This window comes from Agromyces tropicus (genome assembly GCF_039531345.1).
GTDB classification, from domain to species: domain Bacteria; phylum Actinomycetota; class Actinomycetes; order Actinomycetales; family Microbacteriaceae; genus Agromyces; species Agromyces tropicus.
In genome coordinates, this window is sequence record NZ_BAAAPW010000001.1 from 129,120 (window position 1) to 149,976 (window position 20,857).

The window sequence follows — 20,857 nt, forward strand, 5'->3', positions numbered from 1 at the left end:
GGCGGCTCAGAACGTGATGGCCGCCAGCACGCACGCGGGCACCACGACGATGCCCGCCGCGAGCAGCCATGCGGCCGTGCGCGAGCGGGCGTCGAGCTGTGTGGCGTCGGGGTCGAGCCGGGCGAGCCGACGTTCGAGCATGCCCTCGTCGGGCGCCACCCCGCCCGCGTCGGCGTACGCGCCGGGCTCGCCGGCGGTGCCGACGCGGAGCAGGGCCGTGCGCAGGGGCTGCACGCCGACCCGCCGCCGCGGCGCGTCGTCGGCGAGCATCTCCGTCAGGACGGCGACCGAGCGCTCGGCGCGGTTCGCGATCGGGAACCACGGCAGGGCGGCATGCCACGCCCGGAAGGCGAGCAGCACCAGGTGGTGCAGCTGCTCGAGGTGGGCGCGCTCGTGTCCGATGACGGCTCGGAGCTCGTCGTCGTCGAGCAGGTCGACGAGCCCTTCGGTGATGACGGTGACCGTGCGCAGGCCGGGGACGCAGTAGGCGACGGGGACCGGGTGGGCGAGGACGCGGGCGCCCGAGCCCTCCATCTCCGGGCTCGCGAGGAGGTCGATCAACCGGTGCTGGCGGCGGCGGGCGCGCTCCGCGCGCACGGCGGTGGTCGCGAGGTTGAGTGCGAGGTGCACCGCGAGCCCGACGGCGAGCGTCAGCGACGCGAGGTGCACGACCCCGAAGTGGCCGGGGATCGGCCCGCCCGCGAAGACCGGGAGCAGCGCCTCCGCGGCGCCCTCGAGCGATCGGGCGGGCGCCGCGCCGAACGCGAGCAGCGCGCCGATCATCGACAGCGCGCCGCCGAGCGCGATGCCCTGCCAGAGCACCAGGGCTGTGGCGGGGGAGCGGGCCGGCCACTCGGCGCGCGACAGCGCGACCGGGATCGGCCAGGCGAGCGCGAGCGCGAGCGCACCGAGCAGGAGGGCGGCGGCGATCACGTCAGCGGCGGACGAGGTCGTCGAGGAGTCGTCGCAGCGTGTTCGCCTCGCCGGCGCTCACGGTGCCGACGAAGCGTGCGAGCGCGGCGTCGCGGTCGGAGGAGGAGGCGAGGACCTCGTGCATCAGCTCGGCGGTGTGGTCGGCGCGCGAGAGCAGCGCGGCGTAGCGGTGCGGCCGGGTGTCGCGGCTGCGACCCACGAAGCCCTTGCGCTCGAGACGCGAGAGGACGGTGAGCACGGTCGTGGTCGCGGGTGCCTTGCCGGGCACCGCGTTCGCCGCGAGCCGGTCGCGCACCTCGTTCGCGGTGAGCGCCGCATCGCTCATCCAGAGCTGCTCCATGATCGAGCGCTCCAGCTCGCCGAGGCCTGCCATACGTCGAGGATAGCGCGCAAGAGCCCAATGGTTCTACGCTGTGTAGAAAATGTGCTCTAGGGTGTGGAACACCGCCTCGACACGAAGGTCCTTCCCACGAAAGGGGTCCCGGTGAACGACCTCCTCGATCCGCTGCTGCTCGCGCGGTGGCAGTTCGGACTCACCACGGTCTACCACTTCCTGTTCGTCCCGATCACGATCGGCCTCGCGACCTCCGCGGCGATCTTCCAGACCGCCTGGGTGCGGACGGGGAAGGTCGAGTACCTGCGGATCACGCGGTTCTTCGGCACGATCTTCCTGATCAACTTCGCGATGGGCGTCGTCACCGGCATCGTGCAGGAGTTCCAGTTCGGCATGAACTGGTCGGAGTACTCGCGGTTCGTGGGCGACGTGTTCGGCGCACCGCTCGCGCTCGAGGGCCTGCTCGCGTTCTTCCTCGAGGCGACGTTCATCGGCCTGTGGATCTTCGGGTGGAACCGGCTGCCGCAGAAGCTGCACCTCGCGACCATCTGGGCGACGGCGATCGGCACCATCCTCTCGGCGTACTTCATCATCGCGGCGAACGCGTTCATGCAGAACCCGGTCGGGTACGAGATGAACGCCGAGCGCGGACGCGCGGAGCTCACCGACATCTGGGCGCTGCTGACGAACCAGGTCGCCCTGGCCGCCTTCCCGCACACGATCGCCGCATCGTTCATGGTCAGCTCGGGCCTCATCATCAGCGCCGCGGCGTGGCACCTCGCACGCAACCAGCACCTGGACACCATGCGGCCGGCGCTCAAGTTCGGGCTGTGGGGCATGCTCGTCGCCGGGGCGCTGACGACGTTCTTCGGCGACCAGCTCAGCCTCGCGATGGTCGCCACGCAGCCGATGAAGATGGCCGCGGCCGAGGCCACCTACGACACCGTCTGCGGTGCGGACGCCTCCTTCTCGCTGTTCACGCTCGGCACGCCCGACGGCTCCACCGAGCTCTTCTCCATCCGCGTGCCGTACCTGCTGTCGCTGCTGTCGACGCACTCGTTCGACGGCTGCGTCGAGGGCATCAACGACCTGCAGGCCCAGTACACCGAGCTGTACGGCCCCGGCGACTACGCCCCGATCATCTGGGTCACCTACTGGGCGTTCCGCTGGATGATCGGCCTCGGCGTGCTGCACGTGCTCATCGCGGTCGTCGGCCTCTGGCTCACCCGCAAGGGGCGCATGCCGAAGCAGCGCTGGGTCTGGGCCATCGCCGTCTGGAGCTTCCCGCTGTCGCTGGCCGCGATGATCGTCGGCTGGATCTTCACCGAGATGGGCCGTCAGCCGTGGATCGTCTTCAGCCTGCTGCCGACGGAGTCCGCCGTGTCGCCCAACGTGACCGGGCTCGACGTGCTCATCTCGCTCGTCGCCTTCACGCTCATCTACGGCATCCTCGCGGTCGTCGAGGTCGGGCTCATCATCCGCGCCGTCCGGAAGGGGCCACCCGAGATCGCGCCGCCCGACCCGGAGACGGGCGAGCTCGAGCACACCGCAACGGTCTACTAGGAGGACACGGACATGGATCTCGCAGTGCTCTGGTTCTGGATCGTCGCCTTCCTGTTCGTCGGCTACTTCGTGCTCGACGGATTCGACTTCGGCGTCGGGATGTCGCTGCCCTTCCTGGGCCGCGACGACACCGACCGCCGCGTGCTCATCAACACCATCGGCCCCGTGTGGGACCTCAACGAGACGTGGGTCATCGTCGCGGGGGCGGCCCTGTTCGCCGCGTTCCCCGAGTGGTACGCGACCCTCTTCTCGGGGTTCTACCTCGCGCTGCTGCTCATCCTGCTCGCGCTCATCGCCCGCGGCGTCTCGTTCGAGTACCGCCACCAGCGGCCGGAGGCGGAATGGAAGCGGCGCTTCGACTGGATGATCACCATCGGGTCGGCGGTGCCTGCGCTGCTCTGGGGCGTCGCGTTCGCGAACATCGTGCAGGGCGTGCCGCTCGACGCGGACCACAACTACACCGGCACCCTCTTCGACCTGCTGAACCCGTACGCCCTGCTCGGCGGGCTGACGACCCTGCTGCTGTTCTTCACGCACGGCGCGGTCTTCGTCGCGCTCAAGACGGACGGCGACATCCGTCGCCGGGCGCGCCGCCTCGCGGCCCGCGCCGGGCTCCTGACGATCGTCGTCGCCGCGTCGTTCCTCGTCTGGACGGGCTTCGCGCACGGCACCGCGTGGTTCTGGGGCCTCGCCGCGGTCGCGGCGCTCGCGCTCATCGGCGCATGGCTCGCGAACGGCCGGGGTTCCGAGCGCGTGGCGTTCACGCTCATGGCGGTCACGATCGGCGCGGCGGTGTTCGCCCTGTTCTCGGCGCTGTTCCCGGACGTGATGCCCGCGTCGAACGACCCGGCCAACAGCCTGACGATCGCGAACGCCTCGAGCACGCCCTACACGCTCACGGTGATGACCTGGACGGCGGTCATCTTCATGCCGCTGATCCTGCTCTACCAGGGTTGGACGTACTGGATCTTCCGCAAGCGGATCACCCGGCAGACGATCGATCCCGCCGCCGTTCACTGACGTGCGGCCACTCGATCCGCGCCTGCTCCGGCGCTCCCGCGCCGCTCGCGGCTTCGTCGCCGCGGGCGGCGCGCTCGCCCTGCTGCAGGCGGGCGCGACCGTCGCGTTCGCGTGGGCGCTCGCCACCCTCGTCGTCGGCCTGGTCGAGGGCGGCGTGCCGGGCGGCACCGGGCCGGCGACCGCCGTGCTGCTCGGTGCCGCGACCGTCCGCGCGCTCTCCGGCTGGCTCTGGGAGTCGTTGGGCTCCGCGGGCGCGATGCGCGTGAAATCGGAGCTCCGCGAGGCGCTCCTGACGGCACTCGAGGAACCGGAGGCGCGCCGCGGCATCACCACCGCCCGCGCGGCCACGCTCCTCGGTCCCGGGCTCGACGCGCTCGACGAGTACTTCGGGCGGTACCTGCCGCAGCTCGTGCTCACGGCGATCGCGACGCCCGTGCTCGTCGTCGCGGCGTGGTCGGCCGACTGGGTGTCGGGCCTCATCCTCGTCATCGTGCTGCCCCTCATCCCGGTCTTCATGGCACTGATCGGGATGGCGACCGAGGTCGTGCAGCGACGCCAGTGGGATCGCCTGCACTCGCTCTCGCGCGGCTTCCTCGAGGTGCTGGGCGGCCTCTCGACGCTCATGGTCTTCGGCCGCGCCGAGCGGCAGTCGCAGCGCATCCGCACCATGACCGACCGCTACCGCTCCAGCACGATGCGGGTGCTCCGGGTCACGTTCCTCTCCGGCTTCACGCTCGAACTCGCGGGCAGCCTCTCGGTCGCGCTCGTCGCGGTCTCGATCGGGCTGCGACTCGTCTCGGGCGACATGTCGTTCGCCCCCGGGCTCTTCGTGCTCATCCTCGCGCCCGACGTGTTCCTGCCCGTGCGAAACGTGGGGGCCGCGTTCCACGCCGCGACGGCCGGGCTCGAGGCGTCGCGCGACGCGCTGGACCTCCTCGACGCCGGCGGGGCGACGCCGGTGTCGCGCGCCGCGCCTGCGGCCGTCGCGGTGCCGGTGCGCGATGCCCCCTCGCGGACGCCCGACGAGGTCGCCGGGTCGGGTCGCGCGGCAGACGAGCCGGCCGGTGCGGTCGACGGCCTCCGCGCACGCGACCTCGTCGTGCTCCGGGACGGCCGGCCCGTCGTCGGACCGCTCGACCTCGACGTCGCCCGCGGCCGACTCGTCGCGCTGACCGGGCCGAGCGGGTCCGGCAAGTCCTCGCTGCTGGCCGCGATGCTCGGGTTCGCGGCCACGCGCGGCGAGCTCGCGCTGGACGGCACGGCGCTCGACGCGACCACGCGATCCCGGCTCGCGTGGGCCGGCCAGGTTCCGCAGCTGCTCGAGGGCACCGTGGCGGAGAACGTGCGGCTCGGAGCCCCGGACGCCGATCCGGCGCTGCTCGATCGGGCCCTCGCCGCGGCCGGAGTCGACGTCGCGCCGGAGCTGCGCCTCGGTGCGTCCGGCACGGGGCTGTCGGGCGGCCAGGCGCAGCGCGTCGCGGTCGCGCGGGCCGTGCACCGCGCCCTCGCGACCGACGCTCCCGTGCTCCTGCTCGACGAGCCGACGTCGGCGCTCGACGCGGACCGCGAACACGCGATGGCAGCGGCCCTGCTCGACCTCGCCCGGTCGGGGCGGATCGTCGTCGTGGCCACGCACCGCGGTGCGCTCGCGGATGCCGCGGACCGCGTGATCGCGATCCCGGAGGTGGCGCATGCCTGATCGTGCGCGCTCCGTGCTCCGCCAGGCGGTCCCGCCGGCCCGTCGGCTGCTGCCGTCGGTGCTCCTCGGGGTCCTCGCCGGCGGCTCGAGCGTCGCCCTCCTGGCCGCGAGCTCGTGGCTGATCGCTCGAGCCGCAGAGCAGCCGCCGATCCTCTACCTCTCGCTCGGGGTCGTCGGCGTGCGGGCGTTCGCGATCGGCCGCGCCGTCTTCCGCTACCTCGAGCGCCTCGCCGGGCACGATGCGGCGTTCCGGCAGCTCGCGGAGATCCGAGTGGGGGTCTTCGAGCGGATGCTGCCCCTCGCGCCGGACGGTCTCGCCGCGTCGCGGCGCGGCGACCTGCTCGCGCGCTTCGTCGGCGACGTCGACGACCTCCAGAACGTGTCCCTGCGGATCGTGCAGCCCGTCGCCAGCGCCGCCGTCGTGCTCGCGGCCGCGCTCGCGTGGCTGGCGTGGCTCGCGCCCGGCCCCGCCCTCGCGGTCGCGGCGACCCTCGTCGTCGGGATCGCCGTCGCCGTCCTGGCGCAGGCGGTGCTCGCTGCACGTGCGGACGCACGCCTCGCGCCGCTGCGCGGCGAACTGCAGGCGGCGATCGTCGAGCACGTGCAGGCCCTCGACGTGCTCGTCGCGTTCGGCGCCGCCGACGCGGGGCGCGAACGGATCCGGCGGCTCGGCGCCCGGCTCGAACGGGCGACGCGGACCCGCGCCTCCGCGGTGGGTCTGGCGGCGGCGGCGATGAGCGCGGTCGGCGCGTTCGCGGCGGCCGCGAGCCTCGGGGCGGCGCAGCCGCTCCTCGCGGGCGGCCGCATCGACGGCCCGACGTTCGCCGTGCTCTGCCTCGTTCCGCTCGCGATCGCCGAGGTGTCGGCCGCGATCCCCGTCGCCGTGGGCTCGCTGCGGGTCGTGCGCGCCGGTGCGCGGCGGGTCGCCGAGGCGGTGCCCGCGGTCGTCCCGCCGGAGCTCCCAGACCAGCACGGCTCGAACGGGTCGACCGGGTCGACGGCGCCGACCGCGGCGACCGACGGCGCGCCGTCGACGAGGCTCCCCGCGGCGGTGCCGCCGCCGTCGGCCCGACCGGCCGTGCCGTCGCTCCGGCTCCGCGGGGTGAGCGCGCGGTGGCCCGACGTGGCCGCCGAGCAGCCGCCGGGCGGCGGGATCGGGCCGCCGGAGGCGGCATCCGCTCCGCCCCTCGACAGGCTGGACCTCGACCTCGTGCCGGGGGAGCGCGTGCTCGTCACCGGGCCGTCGGGCGCCGGCAAGACCACGCTCGCGCACGTGCTCGTGCGGTTCCTCGAGTACGACGGCTCGTACCGGATCGACGAGGTCGAGGCCCACGACCTCGACCCGCGGGACGTGCGCCGGTCGGTCGGGCTCGTCGAGCAGCGGCCGTGGCTGTTCGACGAGGACGTGCGGCAGAACCTCGTCTTCGCCCGTGACACCGCGACCGACGCCGAGCTCCTCGCCGTGCTCGAGCGCGTCGGGCTCGCCGAGTGGGTCGCCGAGCGCGGCGGCCTCGCGGCTCCGGTCGGCGAACGCGGGTCCCTCGTCTCCGGCGGACAGGCGCAGCGGATCGCGCTCGCGCGCGCGATGCTCGCGGACTTCCCGGTGCTGGTGCTCGACGAACCGACCGCGAGCGTGGATCCGGAGCGGGCCGACGCGCTGCTGACCGACCTGCTGTCCGCGGCGGCGGGCGACCGGACGATCGTGCTCATCTCGCACACGGGCGCACCGCCCGGACTCGTCGACCGGGAGGTCCGCCTCGGCTGAGACCCCGGAGCGAGCGCGGTGCGCCGGGCCCTAGGCTGAGGGGATGCCCCGTCGCATCCGCAGCATGGTGCTGCCCGAATGGCGAGCGCCGGAGGCGGTGTTCCTCGCCGTCGGCGCGGACGCGCAGCGGGTGGCCTGGCTCGACGGCGGCGACGACGCGACGACCGGCCGGAGCGTGATCGCGGTCGCCGCGGCGGGCGCCGCCACGGTCCTCGCCGACGGCGGCGCCGACCCGGACGCCGTCTACGCGCAACTCGCCGCCGGGCTCGGGACGGACGGCGCCGTCGCCGAGGGCGGGCGCGCGGCCGTCGGGTGGCACGGCTGGTTCGGCTACGAGTTCGGCGCGCGCACGCTCCAGGTGCCGGCCGCCGCCGACGCGACGCCCGAGGCGGCCTTCTTCCTCGCCGACCGCGTGATCGTGTTCGAGCATGCGACGCGGCGACTCCGGCTCGAGTGGATCGAGGACGACGCCCGCGACCCCGCCGAACTCGCCGCGTGGGCGGCGCGCACCGCCGACGCGATCGCCACGACGGAGGCGGCGCCCGCATCCGACACGCGCGCGCCGGTCTCGGCGCGCCCTGCGAGCGCGGCCGCGACCCGGTGGCGCCACGACCCCGACGCGTACCGGCGCATGATCGCCGAGTGCCATGCGGCGATCACCCGCGGCGACGCGTACCAGCTGTGCCTCACCAACCGCGTCGACATCGACGTGCGCCCCGACCCGGTGACGACCTACCTCGCGCTCCGGGCCTCGAGCCCGAGCCACCACGGCGGCTTCGTCCGCATCGACGACGTGGCCCTCCTCAGCGCGTCGCCGGAGCAGTTCCTCCTCGTCGAGCCCGACGGCACGGTGTCGACCAAGCCCATGAAGGGCACGCGGCCGCGGGGCGAGGACGCCACGACGGATGCCGCGCTGCGCGCCGAGCTCCACGCGAGCGAGAAGGAGCGCGCCGAGAACCTCATGATCGTCGACCTCATGCGCAACGACCTCGGCCGCATCGCCGAGCTCGGCTCCGTCCGGGTGCCGCACCTGCTCGAGGTCGAGGAGTACCCGCACGTGCACCAGCTCGTGTCCACCGTGACCGCGCGACTGCGGCATCCGCTCACCGCCCTCGACGCCGTGCGATCGGCGTTCCCGGCCGGCTCGATGACCGGCGCACCGAAGCTCTCGGCCATGACGATCCTGCACCGGCTCGAGCGCGGTCCGCGCGGCGTGTACTCTGGCGCGTTCGGATGCCTCGGGGTCGACGGCACCGCCGACCTCGCCATGGTCATCCGCTCGATCGTGCTCACCCCCGAGGGCGCGTCGATCGGGACCGGCGGCGGCATCACCGCGCTCTCCGACTCCGACGAGGAGGTCGAGGAGACCCGGGTGAAGGCGAGGGCGCTGATCTCGGTGCTCGGCGGCGAGGCGCCGCCCGTCCGGACGGCCCGCGGGGGCGGGACCGACGGGGGCGCTGCGCCCGGCGCGAACGGCGGACCCACGCCTCCGGGCATTGAGTAGGCTTGGTCCCCGGGCGCCCGTCGTGCGCGCCCACCTCCCGGGCATCCCCCTACCCCCGCGCATCACGATTGAGAGTCACGTGGCACACGAGCAGGACCCCACCCAGGCCGAGGCAGGCACCTACGACTTCGCCGCCATCCAGGCGAAGTGGCTTCCGGTGTGGGATGAGCTCGAGCCGTTCCGCGCGGCCCAGCCGGGGGACACGCGCCCGCGCAAGTACATCCTCGACATGTTCCCGTACCCGTCGGGCGACCTGCACATGGGCCACGCCGAGGCGTTCGGCTTCGGCGACGCGGCGGCCCGCTACTGGCGCCACCAGGGCTTCGACGTGCTCCACCCGATCGGCTGGGACTCCTTCGGGCTGCCCGCCGAGAACGCGGCCATCAAGCGCGGCGCCGACCCGAAGGCGTGGACCTACGCGAACATCGAGCAGCAGAAGCGCTCGTTCAAGCAGTACGCCCCGTCGTTCGACTGGACGCGTGAGCTGCACACGAGCGACCCCGAGTACTACAAGTGGAACCAGTGGCTGTTCCTGAAGCTGTACGAGCAGGGCATCGCCTACCGCAAGGACGGCCAGGTCAACTGGTGCCCCGTCGACCAGACCGTGCTGGCGAACGAGCAGGTCGTCGACGGCCACTGCGAGCGCTGCGGCGCCGTGGTCACCAAGAAGGCCCTGACGCAGTGGTACTTCCGGGTGACGGACTACGCCGACCGGCTGCTCGACGACCTCAACCAGCTCGAGGGCAAGTGGCCGGGCAAGGTCCTCACGATGCAGCGCAACTGGATCGGTCGCTCGTCGGGCGCCGACGTCGACTTCGCCATCGAGGGCCGCGACGAGCCGATCACGGTGTTCACGACGCGTCCCGACACCCTCTACGGCGCGACCTTCATGGTCGTCGCGCCCGACTCGGCCCTCGCCGAGGAGCTGGCGGCCGGAGCCTCCGACGAGGTGCGCGCCCGCTTCGACGAGTACCTCGGCTCCGTCCGCGCCGAGAGCGACATCGATCGCCTCTCGACCGACCGGCCGAAGACCGGCGTCTTCCTCGAGCGCTACGCGGTCAACCCGATCAACGGCGAGCGCCTCCCGATCTGGGCGGCCGACTACGTGCTGGCCGACTACGGCCACGGTGCGATCATGGCGGTGCCCGCGCACGACCAGCGCGACCTCGACTTCGCGCGCGCCTTCGAGCTGCCGGTGCGCGTGGTGGTCGACACCAACGCCCCGGTCACGGGCGTGATCCCGGTCATCCCGGTCGACGAGCACGGCGTGCCGCTGCCCATGGACGACCTGCTCGAGCTCGACCCCGCCGGCACCGGTGTCGCGCTGGCCGGCGAGGGCCGACTGACGAACTCCGGTCCGCTGAACGGGCTGAGCAAGACGAACGCGATCCGGCGCGCCATCGAGATCCTCGAGGAGCGCGGCGTCGGTCGCGCCGCGAAGAACTACCGACTGCGCGACTGGCTCATCTCGCGCCAGCGCTACTGGGGCACGCCCATCCCGATCATCCACTGCGAGCACTGCGGCGAGGTGCCGGTGCCGGAGTCCGACCTGCCGGTGCGGCTGCCGGATGCCGCGGGCCTCGACCTGTCGCCGAAGGGCGCGAGCCCGCTCGGCGCGGCCGAGGAGTGGTCGCGCGTGACGTGCCCGGACTGCGGCCGCGCGGCGCGCCGCGACTCGGACACGATGGACACGTTCGTCGACAGCTCGTGGTACTACCTGCGCTACCTGAACCCGAACGACGACGCGCGCGCGTTCGACCCGGCCGAGGCCGAGAAGTGGATGCCGGTCGACCAGTACGTCGGCGGCGTCGAGCACGCGATCCTGCACCTGCTGTACTCGCGGTTCGTGACGAAGGTGCTCTTCGACCTCGGCTACCTCGGCTTCACGGAGCCGTTCACGTCACTGCTCAACCAGGGCATGGTCATCATGGACGGCACCAAGATGTCGAAGTCCAAGGGCAACCTGGTCGAGTTCGCCTCCGAGCTGTCGGCGCACGGCGCCGACGCGCTGCGGGTGACGCTGGCGTTCGCCGGTCCGCCCGAGGACGACATCGACTGGGCGGACGTCTCGCCGGTGGGCGCCGCGAAGTTCCTGGCGCGCGCATGGCGCATCTCGGGCGAGGTCACCTCGAGCCCCGACATCGAGTGGAAGTCCGGCGACCCGGCGCTGCGCCGAATGACGCACCGCCTGCTCGCGGACGCGCCGGGCCTCGCGGAGGCGTTCAAGTTCAACGTCATCGTCGCGCGCCTCATGGAGCTCGTGAACGCGACGCGCAAGGCGATCGACTCCGGCCGCGGTGCCGGTGACGCCGCCGTGCGCGAGGCGGCCGAGGTGACCGCGATGATGCTCGACCTGTTCGCGCCGTACACGGCGGAGGACATGTGGGAGCGGCTGGGCTACGAGCCCACGGTGGCGAACGTGGTGTGGCGCAAGCCCGACCCGGCGCTGCTCATCGAGGAGTCGGTGACGGCCATCGTGCAGGTCGACGGCAAGGTCCGAGACCGGCTCGAGGTGTCGCCGAAGATCGGCCCCGACGAGCTCGAGGCGATGGCGCGGGCGTCGGCCGCGGTCGCGCGATCGGTCGGCGACCGCGAGATCGCGAACGTGATCGTGCGCGCGCCGAAGCTCGTCAACATCGCCACGCGTCGCTAGCGCGGGCGAGGCGCGCTGCCCGCTCGTCCCCGCCCGCCGGGCCGTCCTCCACAGCGGTGGCGCCGCGGACGGCGCGTGCGGACGGGGCCTCCATGCGTCCGACGGCCTGCGGCGCGGCCTAGCGTCGCGGCGTGACCGATGTCCCGACCGCCGACCCGCCGGCCCAGCTCGCGGGGTCGCGTGCGCGGCCGCGCACCCGCATCGCGGTCGGCGCCGCGGTCGCGGCGTTCGTGATCGCCGTGGCGGCGTCGGCCATCGCGGGCATGGCCGGCGCGGGTGGCGGGCACGCGGTGCTCCGGCCGGAACCCTCGAGCGGGGCGATCGGTGCGACCGGCGCGCCCCCGGACGGCGCGCCCGTGGCCGCGGTCGACGCGGCGGCTCCGCCGACCGTGCTCGTCCACGTGCTCGGGGCGGTCGCCCGCCCGGGCATCGTCGAGCTCGCCGCGGGCGCGCGCGTGGTCGACGCCGTCGCCGCGGCCGGCGGGCTGACCGACGACGCGGATCCGGCCGGGGTGAACCTCGCGCGCACGCTCGCCGACGGCGAGCAGCTCGTCGTGCCGCGCGAGGGCGAGGCGCCCCCTCCTGCCGCGGCGGGTGCCGGTGGCGGCTCGTCCGCGGCCGGTGGCCGCGTGAGCCTGAATCGCGCCGGCATCGCAGATCTCGACACGTTGCCGCGCATCGGTCCGGCGCTCGCGCAGCGCATCGTCGACTGGCGGGAGGCGAACGGCCCGTTCACCGACGTCTCGCAGCTGCTCGAGGTCGCGGGGATCGGCGATGCCGTCTACGCCGGACTCGTCGACCTCGTGAGCCTCTGAGTGCGCGGACACGACCTGCGGCTCGTCGCGCCCGCCTGCGCCGCCTGGGCCGCCGCGCTGGCCACCACCGGTTCGCTGGAGAGCGGGATTCCGTCGTGGACGGTGCCCGCCGCGTGCTGGGTGCTGGCGGTCGCCGTGCTGGCGATGCTCCGGGCGGGCCTCAGGGCGGGCCGGGGCCGGCCCGCGGTCGGGGCGGCGGGAGTGCTCGCCGCCCTGCTCGTCGCGGCCTCCGCGGCGGCGCTCGTCGCGAGTTCGGCGTGGATCGCGCTCGAGCACCGGCATCCGCCCGCCGCGGACGCCGCCGCCGAGGCGAGGGACGTGGTCCGGGCCACCGTGCGGCTCGACGCGGCGCCGCGCGCGGCCCGAGCCGCGCCGTGGTCGACGGAGGGTCGCGTGCGGGCGGCCGGGACGATCCTCGCCCTCGACGTGGACGACGGTGCGCGCCCGCTCCCGGGCGTCCCGGTGCGGGTCGACCTGTCGATGCCGGTCGACGACCGCGCGCCGGGGTTCGCGGCGACCGTCGTCGTCGAGGGCCGCCTCGCGGCGCTGCCCGGATCGTCGCGCGCGGCGTACCGGCTCGACGCCGATCGGGTGCTCGACGTGGGTCCGGCGCCGTCGCTCATCGCCTGGACCCATCCGCTGCGAGCGGGGCTGGCCCAGGCGTCGCTCGAGCTCGGCGGCGACGGCGGGGCGCTCGTGCCGGGCCTCGCGATCGGCGACACGTCCCGGGTGACCGACGACCTCCGCAGCGCGATGACGACCGCGTCGCTCACGCACCTGACGGCGGTCTCCGGAGCCAACTGCGCGATCGTGACCGCCGCCGCGTTCTGGGCCGCCGGCCTCGCCGGGCTCCCGCGCCTCGTCCGCGTGCTCGCCGCGGTCGCGGCGCTCGGGGGGTTCGCGATGCTCGTGACCCCCGAGGCGAGCGTCGTCCGCGCGTCGGCGATGGCCGTCGTGGTCCTCGTCGCGTGCGCGACCGCGCGGGCCGCGGGGGGCGTGCCGGCCCTGGCCGTCGCCGTCGTCGTGCTGCTCGCGATCGACCCGTGGTACTCCCGGGACGCGGGCTTCGCGCTCTCGGCCTGCGCGACCGCCGGACTCGTCCTGTGGGCCGGTCCGCTCGCCACGGCGCTGGGGCGACGGATGCCGCGGCCGCTCGCCGTGGTCGTCGCGATCCCGCTCGCGGCGCAGCTCGCGTGCCAGCCCGTGCTCGTGCTGCTCGAACCGGTCATCCCCGTGTACGGCGTGCCGGCGAACCTGCTCGCCGCACCCGCGGCGCCGCTCGCGACCGTCGCCGGCCTGGTGGGATGCCTGCTGCTGCCCGTGCTGCCGTCGGTCGGCGTCGCCGCGCTCCAGGTGGCATGGGTCCCCGCGTCGTGGATCGCGCTCCTCGCGCGCGGCGTGGAACGGCTGCCCGTGACGGGACTGCCCTGGCCGCCCGACCTGCCGGGCGCGCTGCTCGCCGCGGGCGTCGTCGGCGGTGCCATGGTGCCGGTGCTCCTGCCGTCGTCGACCGGATCGCGCGCGCGGCGCGCGTTGCGCGGGATCGCGGTCGGGCTGTCGTGCATCTGCACGGCCGTGCCCCTCGGCGCGGCCGCGGGCCCCGCCGCCGTCGCCGCGCTCGACCGTCCGACCGGGTGGGACCTGTGGCAGTGCGACGTCGAACAGGGCGACGCGGTCCTCGTGCGCAGCGCCGCCGCGGTGCTGCTCGTCGACGCCGGCCCGGACCCGGCGGCGCTCGGGGAATGCCTCGATGCGGCGCGCGTCGACCGGATCGACCTGCTCGTGCTCACGCACTGGGACGCCGACCACGTCGGCGGCACGCCGGCACTCGCCGGACGCGTCGGCACGGTGCTGCACGGGCCGCCGGACGGCGGACGGTCCGAGCGAGCCCTCGATCCGCTGGTCGCCGGGGGAGCGGAGGCGATCGAGGTCGTGGCGGGCCGGAGCGGTGCCCTGGGCGATGCACGGTGGCGCATCGTCTGGCCGCGGGACGGCGCCGCACCGGGAAACGACGCGAGCGTCGTCGTCGACCTCCACGCTCCGGGATACCGTGCCGTGTTCCTCGGCGACCTCGGCCGCACCGCGCAGGACGCGTTGCGTCGATCCGCCGGGCTCGGTCGGGTCGACGTCGTCAAGGTCGCCCACCACGGGAGCGCGGACCAGAGCCCCGAGCTCTATCGCGAACTGTCGGCTCCGGTCGGCCTGGTCGGGGTCGGCGCGGACAACGGGTACGGGCACCCGACCGACACCGCGCTCGAGCTCCTGCGCGCGGCGGGCACCGTTCCCGTGCGCAGCGACCTCGCCGGCTCGTCGGCGGTCGGGTTCGACGCCGACGGCATCGCACTGTGGACCGAGCGCGCCTCGGGTGTCGCGGGGGCTCCGTAGACTGGACCGGCACGACGGGAGGAATGGCGTGGCGGCACGATCGGGCGCGAGCAGGTCCGGGGCGAAGATCCCACAGCTGGCGTGGAGCGACGTCCGGCCCGCACCGGTCGTCCTCGTCTCAGGCGGCGAGGACGTGCTCGCGGAGCGTGCGCAGACGATGCTCCGCGAGACCCTGCGCGCCGATGACCCGTCGCTCGAAGTGACCGACCTCGAGGCCGACGGGTACGCGCGCGGCACCCTGCTCACCATCGCGAGCCCCTCCCTGTTCGGGGAGCCGCGACTCATCCGCGTCTCCGGCGTCGAGAAGGCCAGCGACGAGTTCCTGCTCGACGCGCTCGAGTACCTCACCGCTCCCGCGGAGGGCACGACGGTCGTGCTCCGGCATCGCGGCGGCAACCGCGGCAAGAAGCTGCTCGACGCGGTCCGCGGAGGCGGGGGCGGCGGCATCGAGGTCGTCTGCGCCGAGCTGAAGCGCGACGCCGACAAGCAGGACTTCGCCGCCGCCGAGTTCCGCCTCGCGGGCCGTCGCATCGCCCCGGCCGCGCTGCGCGCCCTGGTCGGCGCGTTCAGCGACGACCTCGGCGAGCTCGCCGCGGCGTGCCGCCAGCTCATCGCCGACGCCGAGGGCGACATCGACGAGGCGACCGTGCGGAAGTACTACGGGGGCCGCGTCGAGACGACCGCGTTCGAGGTCGCCGACTTGGCGATCGCCGGACGGCACGGCGACGCGCTCATCGCGCTCCGTCACGCGCTGGACTCGGGCGCCGACCCGGTGCCCATCGTCGCCGCGTTCGCGATGAAGATCCGCACCATGGCCAAGGTCGCCGGTGCCAGGGGCGCCTCCGCCGCGTCGCTGGGCCTCGCCCCCTGGCAGGTCGACCGGGCACGACGCGACCTCGCCGGGTGGACCGACGAAGGGCTCGGCGCCGCGATCCAGGCGCTCGCGGCCGCCGACGCCGCGGTCAAGGGCGCCGAGCGCGATCCGGTCTTCGCCCTCGAGCGCGTCGTCGGCGTCATCGCCGCGCGCGGTCGCGCACTGGCCTGATCCCGGGCCGCCGCACCCCGCGAATGCATCGTCCGCGCGGCGGCGTGCACGATCCGCTCGCACGAGCACGCCCCGCGGCGACGGGCGCGCCCCGCAACGACGAGGGCCCCGCACCGAACGGTGCGGGGCCCTCGAACGAGACGTCGGGCTCAGAGCGCGGCGGCCTGCTTCGCGATCGCCGACTTGCGGTTCGCGGCCTGGTTCTTGTGGATCACGCCCTTGCTCACGGCCTTGTCGAGCTTGCGGTTCGCGACGCGGACCGCGGCGGTCGCCTTGTCCTTGTCGCCGCCGGCGATGGCCTCGCGCGCGGCGCGGACGACGGTCTTCAGCTCGCTCTTGACGGCCTTGTTGCGCTCCTCGGCCTTGCGGTTGGTGCGGATGCGCTTGATCTGCGACTTGATGTTTGCCACGTGGTTCGTCTTTCGTGTGTTCTGCGGGTACCGGAGTTGCCGCAATCGGTAGAGGGGCCGTCGCGGCGCATCGTGCGGGGTGGGACCCACACGCAAGCCAACAGGCAACGATACCAGCAACGCCTGGGCGGCACCAATGCGCGGGCGGTCAGCGTGTCGACGGCGCTCCTGCCGTCGGCGTCCGGCCGACGGAGTCCGACGACGGGCGTCGTGCCGCTCGGCGCTCGAGCTCCGCGACCGCGTCGAGCACCGTCCCGGCGAACTCGTCCGGACGCACCAGGCTCACGAGGTGCGTCGCGCCGCGGACGTGGGCCAGTCGCGCGTCGTGCGCGGCGCGCAGCAGCCGTCGCTCCTCGAGGCGGAAGTGGTCCAGGCTCCCGTTCACGAACCAGATGGGCACGCTCGCCGCCGCAGCCGAGGCGACCGGGTCGAGCTCGCCGACTGCGTCGAGCGTCGGCACCATCGCATCCAGCGCGACGCCCCCGGCCACGACGTCCTGCACGGCGGCGGGGGAGAGGAAGGCCCGTGCGGTCGCGTCGTTGAGCCATCGCCCCCGATCGGGCAGGCGCGCGATCGCCGCGGCGAGTCCGCGATAGCCCTGCAGCGGCAGGCCACGCGGCCGGGTCCCGCACGACGCCGCCACGAGTCCCTCGAGGCCGGACGGATGCCGTGCGGCGAACTCGAGCCCCAGGTACCCGCCGAGGCTCAGCCCCACGAGCAGGCGCGGCACGCCGCGCTCCTGGTCGCCGAGGGCCGCGCCGATCGCGGTCATGGCCGCATCGACCGTGAACGCCTCGCCGATCCGCGCGCCGTGCCCGGGAAGGTCGATCGGCCGCACGTCGAGGTCGTGCCGCGAGAGTCTCACGACCTGGCCGCGCCACATCGTCGCGGACGTGCGGATGCCGTGGACGAGGACGACGCGGGCCCGCGGCATCCGTCAGCCCGCCCGGATGGCGCCGAGCTCGCGCGCCCGGGCGACGGCGGCCGTCCGCGATCCGACGCCGAGCTTGGTGAAGATGTGCACGAGGTGCGACTTCACGGTCGCCTCGCTGAGGAAGAGCGCCTGGCCGATCTCGCGGTTGGTGCGACCGGCGGCGACGAGGTTCAGCACCTCGGCCTCCCGCACGGTCAGCCGCTGGTCGGCCGCGCGCTGCGATTCGTCGAGCCGGGAGGCGACGGTGGGAGCGAGCGCCGACTCGCCGGCCGCGGCGGCGCGGATGGCGGCGACGAGCTCGACGGGCGGCGCGTCCTTCAGGAGGTAGCCGCTTGCACCCGCCTCGATGGCGCCGAGGATGTCGGCGTCGGTGTCGTAGTTCGTGAGCACGAGCACCCGCGGCGCGCCCGGCACCGAACGGATGCGGCGCGTCGCCTCGACGCCCTGCAGGGCGCCCGGGAACTGGAGGTCCATGAGCACCAGGTCGAGGCCCGGCTGCGCGGCCAGGCGCACGGCCTCCTCGGCGCTCGCGGCCTCGCCGACGACGTGGAGGTCGTCCTCGGCCTCGAGGAGGGCGCGCATGCCGGCGCGCACGACGGGGTGGTCGTCGCTGAGGAGGAGCCGGATCATGCGGCGACCACCGGGATGCGGATGGACACCGCGGTCCCGCCGCCGTGCGTGGACTCGACGTCGGCGGTGCCGCCGAGGGTCTCGGCGCGCTTGCGGATCGCGCGGAGGCCGAAGGACTCGGCACCGTCGTCGAGCTCGGCGAGCACGGCAGGGTCGAAGCCGACGCCGTCGTCGACGACGTCGAGCGCGACCTCGTCGCCGAGGTAGCTGAGCGTCAGCTCGGCGCGGCTCGCCTCGGCGTGCTTGACGACGTTCGAGAGCGACCCCTGCGCGATGCGGAGCAGGGTGGCCTCGATCGACATGGGCAGCGGGACGGGCTCGCCGCTCAGGGAGAACGCGATGCGCGTGCGCGTGCCCGCCTGCCGGGCCTGCTCGTTCGTCGCGTCCGCGAGGCGGCGCAGCGCGGCGGGCAGGGTCTGCTCGTCGAGCGCGGGCGGGGTCAGCTCCCTGATGAAGCGGCGCGTCTCCTGCAGGTTCTGCGCCGCCGTCTCACGGGCGAGGCGCAGCTTCTCGCGCGTGCCGGAGTCGTCGACGTCGCGCTCGGCCGCGTGCAACAGCATCTGGATGCTCGACAGGCCCTGCGCCACGGTGTCGTGGATCTCGCGCGCGATGCGCTCGCGCTCCGCCAGGGTGCCGGCCTCTCGGCTCGCCGATGCGAGCTCCTCACGGGTCGCGAGCAGGTCGAGGATGAGCGACTGCCGCTCGCGGGACTCGACCGCCATGGCCCGGTAGCCGAGCCCGATGATGACCGCGACGCCCGCTGAGATGAACGGACCGAGGACGGCCCCGGCCTCGAACCCGAGGTGCGACGTGGAACTCCACACGCTGAGCAGGAACGTGACGCCGACGAGCGGCACCGCCCAGCGCGCCGGGAGCACGTGCAGCTCGAGGAAGAACAGCGGGAACGCGAGGAACGCGGCATCCGCCGTGAGCGCCCCCAGGCCGAGCCAGAGCCCGAGCAGCATCACCAGCCATCCGGCCCGCATCCACGGGGTGACGACCTGGTGCGCCGTGACGACGCCGACGAGGTAGGTGCCGATGAACGCGATCGAGAGGATCGTGATCGGCACGAGGTCCGCGCCGCCGGCGACCACCGCGCGCGCCACGACGAACAGCACGAGGCCGACGACGAGCACGTGGAGTCCGACCCGGAGCGAGACGAAGACGGGTCGCAGCGCCGACGGCTGGACCCGCGAGGCGAGCGGGGCATCGAGCACGGTCATGGTGCGATTCAGCGTAGTCCGGGGCCTCCGGGCCGGCATCCGTCGAAAGTGCGATCGCGCGCATGGGAGAATCGTCGGGATGTCTCCGAGAGCCGCCACCCCACCGGTGCCCGCCGCCACCGATCCCGCGCTGATCCGCAACTTCTGCATCATCGCGCACATCGACCACGGCAAGTCGACGCTCGCCGACCGCATGCTCCAGATCACCGGCGTCGTCGCCGACCGCGACATGCGCGCCCAGTACCTGGACCGCATGGACATCGAGCGCGAGCGCGGCATCACCATCAAGAGCCAGGCCGTGCGGATGCCGTGGGAGCTCGGCGGCACGGGCTACGCCCTGAACATGATCGACACCCCCGGGCATGTCGACTTCAGCTACGAGGTCTCCCGGTCGCTCGCGGCCTGCGAGGGCGCGATCCTGCTGGTCGACGCCGCGCAGGGCATCGAGGCGCAGACGCTCGCGAACCTCTACCTCGCGCTCGAGAACGACCTCGAGATCATCCCGGTGCTGAACAAGATCGACCTGCCGGCCGCCGAGCCCGAGAAGTACGCCCGGGAGCTCGCCGACCTCATCGGCGGGTCGCCCGACGACGTGCTGCGCGTGTCCGGCAAGACCGGCATGGGCGTCGAGGACCTGCTCGACCGCGTCGTGGAGCGCATCCCCGCGCCCACCGGCGACGCCGACGCGCCCGCGCGCGCGATGATCTTCGACTCCGTGTACGACAGCTACCGCGGCGTGGTCACCTACGTCCGCATGGTCGACGGCAAGCTGAACCCTCGCGAGCGCATCCAGATGATGTCGACGCGCGCGACGCACGAGATCCTCGAGATCGGCGTGAGCGCGCCCGAGCCGACGCCGACGAAGGGCCTCGGCGTCGGCGAGGTGGGCTACCTCATCACCGGCGTGAAGGACGTGCGGCAGTCCAAGGTCGGCGACACGGTCACGAGCCAGGCGAAGCCCGCGGCCGAGCCGCTCGCGGGCTACACCGAGCCGCTGCCCATGGTCTTCTCCGGCATCTACCCGGTCGACGGCAGCGACTACCCGGAGCTCCGCGAGGCGCTCGACAAGCTCAAGCTGTCGGACGCCGCGCTCGCCTACGAGCCCGAGACCTCCGTGGCGCTCGGCTTCGGCTTCCGCTGCGGATTCCTCGGCCTGCTCCACCTCGAGATCGTGACCGAGCGGCTGCGCCGCGAGTTCGGGCTCGACATCATCGCGACCGCGCCGTCGGTGCCGTACGAGGTCACCACCGAGGACCGGAAGTCCGTCACGGTCACCAACCCGAGCGAGTTCCCCACCGGCGGCAAGATCGCCGAGGTGCGCGAGCCGATCGTGAAGGCCGCGATCCTCGCGCCGAAGGACTACGTCGGCACGATCATGGAGCTCTGCCAGTCGCGTCGCGGCACGCTGCTCGGCATGGAGTACCTCGGCGAGGACCGCGTCGAGATCCGCTACACCATCCCGCTCGGCGAGATCGTCTTCGACTTCTTCGACAACCTGAAGTCGAAGACGGCCGGCTACGCATCGCTCGACTACGAGCCCGCGGGCGAGCAGGCCTCCGACCTCGTCAAGGTCGACATCCTGCTCCAGGGCGAGCAGGTCGACGCCTTCAGCGCGATCGTGCACCGCGACAAGGCGTACGCGTACGGCACCATGATGGCCGGTCGCCTGCGCGAGCTCATCCCCCGGCAGCAGTTCGAGGTGCCCATCCAGGCCGCGATCGGCGCCCGCATCATCGCGCGCGAGAACATCCGCGCGATGCGCAAGGACGTGCTCGCCAAGTGCTACGGCGGTGACATCACCCGCAAGCGCAAGCTCCTCGAGAAGCAGAAGGAGGGCAAGAAGCGCATGAAGATGGTGGGCAGGGTCGAGGTGCCGCAGGAGGCGTTCATCGCCGCCCTGTCGGGCGAGACCGAGAAGAAGGACGCGAAGAAGTAGGGGGATCC

At 73.7% G+C, this 20,857-nt stretch carries 16 protein-coding genes; 10 read left to right on the forward strand and 6 right to left on the reverse strand.

Annotation, left to right across the window (positions count from 1 at the left end; genetic code table 11):
• Window positions 1–6 precede the first annotated feature (6 nt).
• Both ABD230_RS00640 and ABD230_RS00645 read right to left on the reverse strand, forming a co-directional pair.
• Window positions 7–933 carry a M56 family metallopeptidase gene (locus ABD230_RS00640; protein WP_344368722.1) on the reverse strand — a complete coding sequence of 309 codons (927 nt, stop codon included), beginning with the start codon at window positions 931–933 and terminating at the stop codon, window positions 7–9.
• Between the two features lies 1 nt (window position 934).
• Complete coding sequence (locus tag ABD230_RS00645) at window positions 935–1,306, reverse strand: BlaI/MecI/CopY family transcriptional regulator (RefSeq protein ID WP_344368725.1); 372 nt, start codon at window positions 1,304–1,306, stop codon at window positions 935–937.
• Window positions 1,307–1,417: 111 nt separating this feature from the next.
• On the opposite strand from ABD230_RS00645, the gene ABD230_RS00650 reads away from it, so the two are divergent.
• The 9 genes from ABD230_RS00650 (at window position 1,418) to holA (ending at window position 15,716) form a co-directional block, all read left to right on the forward strand.
• Window positions 1,418–2,830, forward strand: a complete 1,413-nt coding sequence (locus ABD230_RS00650; protein ID WP_344368726.1) for a cytochrome ubiquinol oxidase subunit I — start codon at window positions 1,418–1,420, stop codon at window positions 2,828–2,830.
• 12 nt (window positions 2,831–2,842) lie between these two features.
• Window positions 2,843–3,850: a cytochrome d ubiquinol oxidase subunit II gene (gene cydB, locus ABD230_RS00655; RefSeq protein ID WP_344368727.1), complete on the forward strand. Its 1,008-nt coding sequence runs from the start codon at window positions 2,843–2,845 to the stop codon at window positions 3,848–3,850.
• 1 nt (window position 3,851) lies between these two features.
• Window positions 3,852–5,549 carry a thiol reductant ABC exporter subunit CydD gene (cydD, locus tag ABD230_RS00660; protein ID WP_344368729.1) on the forward strand — a complete coding sequence of 566 codons (1,698 nt, stop codon included), beginning with the start codon at window positions 3,852–3,854 and terminating at the stop codon, window positions 5,547–5,549.
• Window positions 5,542–7,314, forward strand: a complete 1,773-nt coding sequence (gene cydC / locus ABD230_RS00665) for a thiol reductant ABC exporter subunit CydC (protein WP_344368730.1) — start codon at window positions 5,542–5,544, stop codon at window positions 7,312–7,314. The genes cydD and cydC overlap by 8 nt, the downstream gene beginning before the upstream one ends.
• A 43-nt stretch (window positions 7,315–7,357) precedes the next feature.
• On the forward strand, window positions 7,358–8,818 hold the full coding sequence (gene pabB / locus ABD230_RS00670) for an aminodeoxychorismate synthase component I (protein ID WP_344368731.1): 1,461 nt from the start codon (window positions 7,358–7,360) through the stop codon (window positions 8,816–8,818).
• A gap of 79 nt (window positions 8,819–8,897) precedes the next feature.
• Complete coding sequence (gene leuS, locus ABD230_RS00675; protein WP_344368732.1) at window positions 8,898–11,471, forward strand: leucine--tRNA ligase; 2,574 nt, start codon at window positions 8,898–8,900, stop codon at window positions 11,469–11,471.
• Window positions 11,472–11,602: 131 nt separating this feature from the next.
• Window positions 11,603–12,286 (forward strand): ComEA family DNA-binding protein, encoded by a 684-nt coding sequence (locus tag ABD230_RS00680; RefSeq protein ID WP_344368733.1) that lies wholly within the window; start codon window positions 11,603–11,605, stop codon window positions 12,284–12,286.
• Window positions 12,287–14,671 carry a ComEC/Rec2 family competence protein gene (locus ABD230_RS00685; protein WP_344368734.1) on the forward strand — a complete coding sequence of 795 codons (2,385 nt, stop codon included), beginning with the start codon at window positions 12,287–12,289 and terminating at the stop codon, window positions 14,669–14,671.
• Window positions 14,672–14,699: 28 nt separating this feature from the next.
• Entirely contained in the window at window positions 14,700–15,716 is a 1,017-nt protein-coding gene (gene holA, locus ABD230_RS00690) for a DNA polymerase III subunit delta (RefSeq protein ID WP_344368735.1), read from the forward strand.
• Between the two features lie 149 nt (window positions 15,717–15,865).
• Here holA and rpsT read toward each other — a convergent pair whose 3' ends face one another.
• The 4 genes from rpsT to ABD230_RS00710 form a co-directional block, all read right to left on the reverse strand.
• A complete protein-coding gene (gene rpsT / locus ABD230_RS00695; RefSeq protein WP_189086488.1) occupies window positions 15,866–16,126 on the reverse strand; it encodes a 30S ribosomal protein S20 in 261 nt (86 codons plus the stop codon).
• A gap of 148 nt (window positions 16,127–16,274) precedes the next feature.
• Window positions 16,275–17,060: an alpha/beta fold hydrolase gene (locus ABD230_RS00700; RefSeq protein WP_344368737.1), complete on the reverse strand. Its 786-nt coding sequence runs from the start codon at window positions 17,058–17,060 to the stop codon at window positions 16,275–16,277.
• 3 nt (window positions 17,061–17,063) lie between these two features.
• Window positions 17,064–17,690 carry a response regulator gene (locus ABD230_RS00705; protein WP_344368738.1) on the reverse strand — a complete coding sequence of 209 codons (627 nt, stop codon included), beginning with the start codon at window positions 17,688–17,690 and terminating at the stop codon, window positions 17,064–17,066.
• Complete coding sequence (locus ABD230_RS00710) at window positions 17,687–18,913, reverse strand: sensor histidine kinase (RefSeq protein ID WP_344368739.1); 1,227 nt, start codon at window positions 18,911–18,913, stop codon at window positions 17,687–17,689. Before ABD230_RS00710 ends, ABD230_RS00705 begins: the two co-directional genes overlap by 4 nt.
• Window positions 18,914–18,992: 79 nt before the next feature.
• On the opposite strand from ABD230_RS00710, the gene lepA reads away from it, so the two are divergent.
• Window positions 18,993–20,849, forward strand: coding sequence for a translation elongation factor 4 (gene lepA, locus ABD230_RS00715; protein WP_344368740.1), 1,857 nt, complete (start codon window positions 18,993–18,995; stop codon window positions 20,847–20,849).
• Window positions 20,850–20,857: the final 8 nt, after the last annotated feature.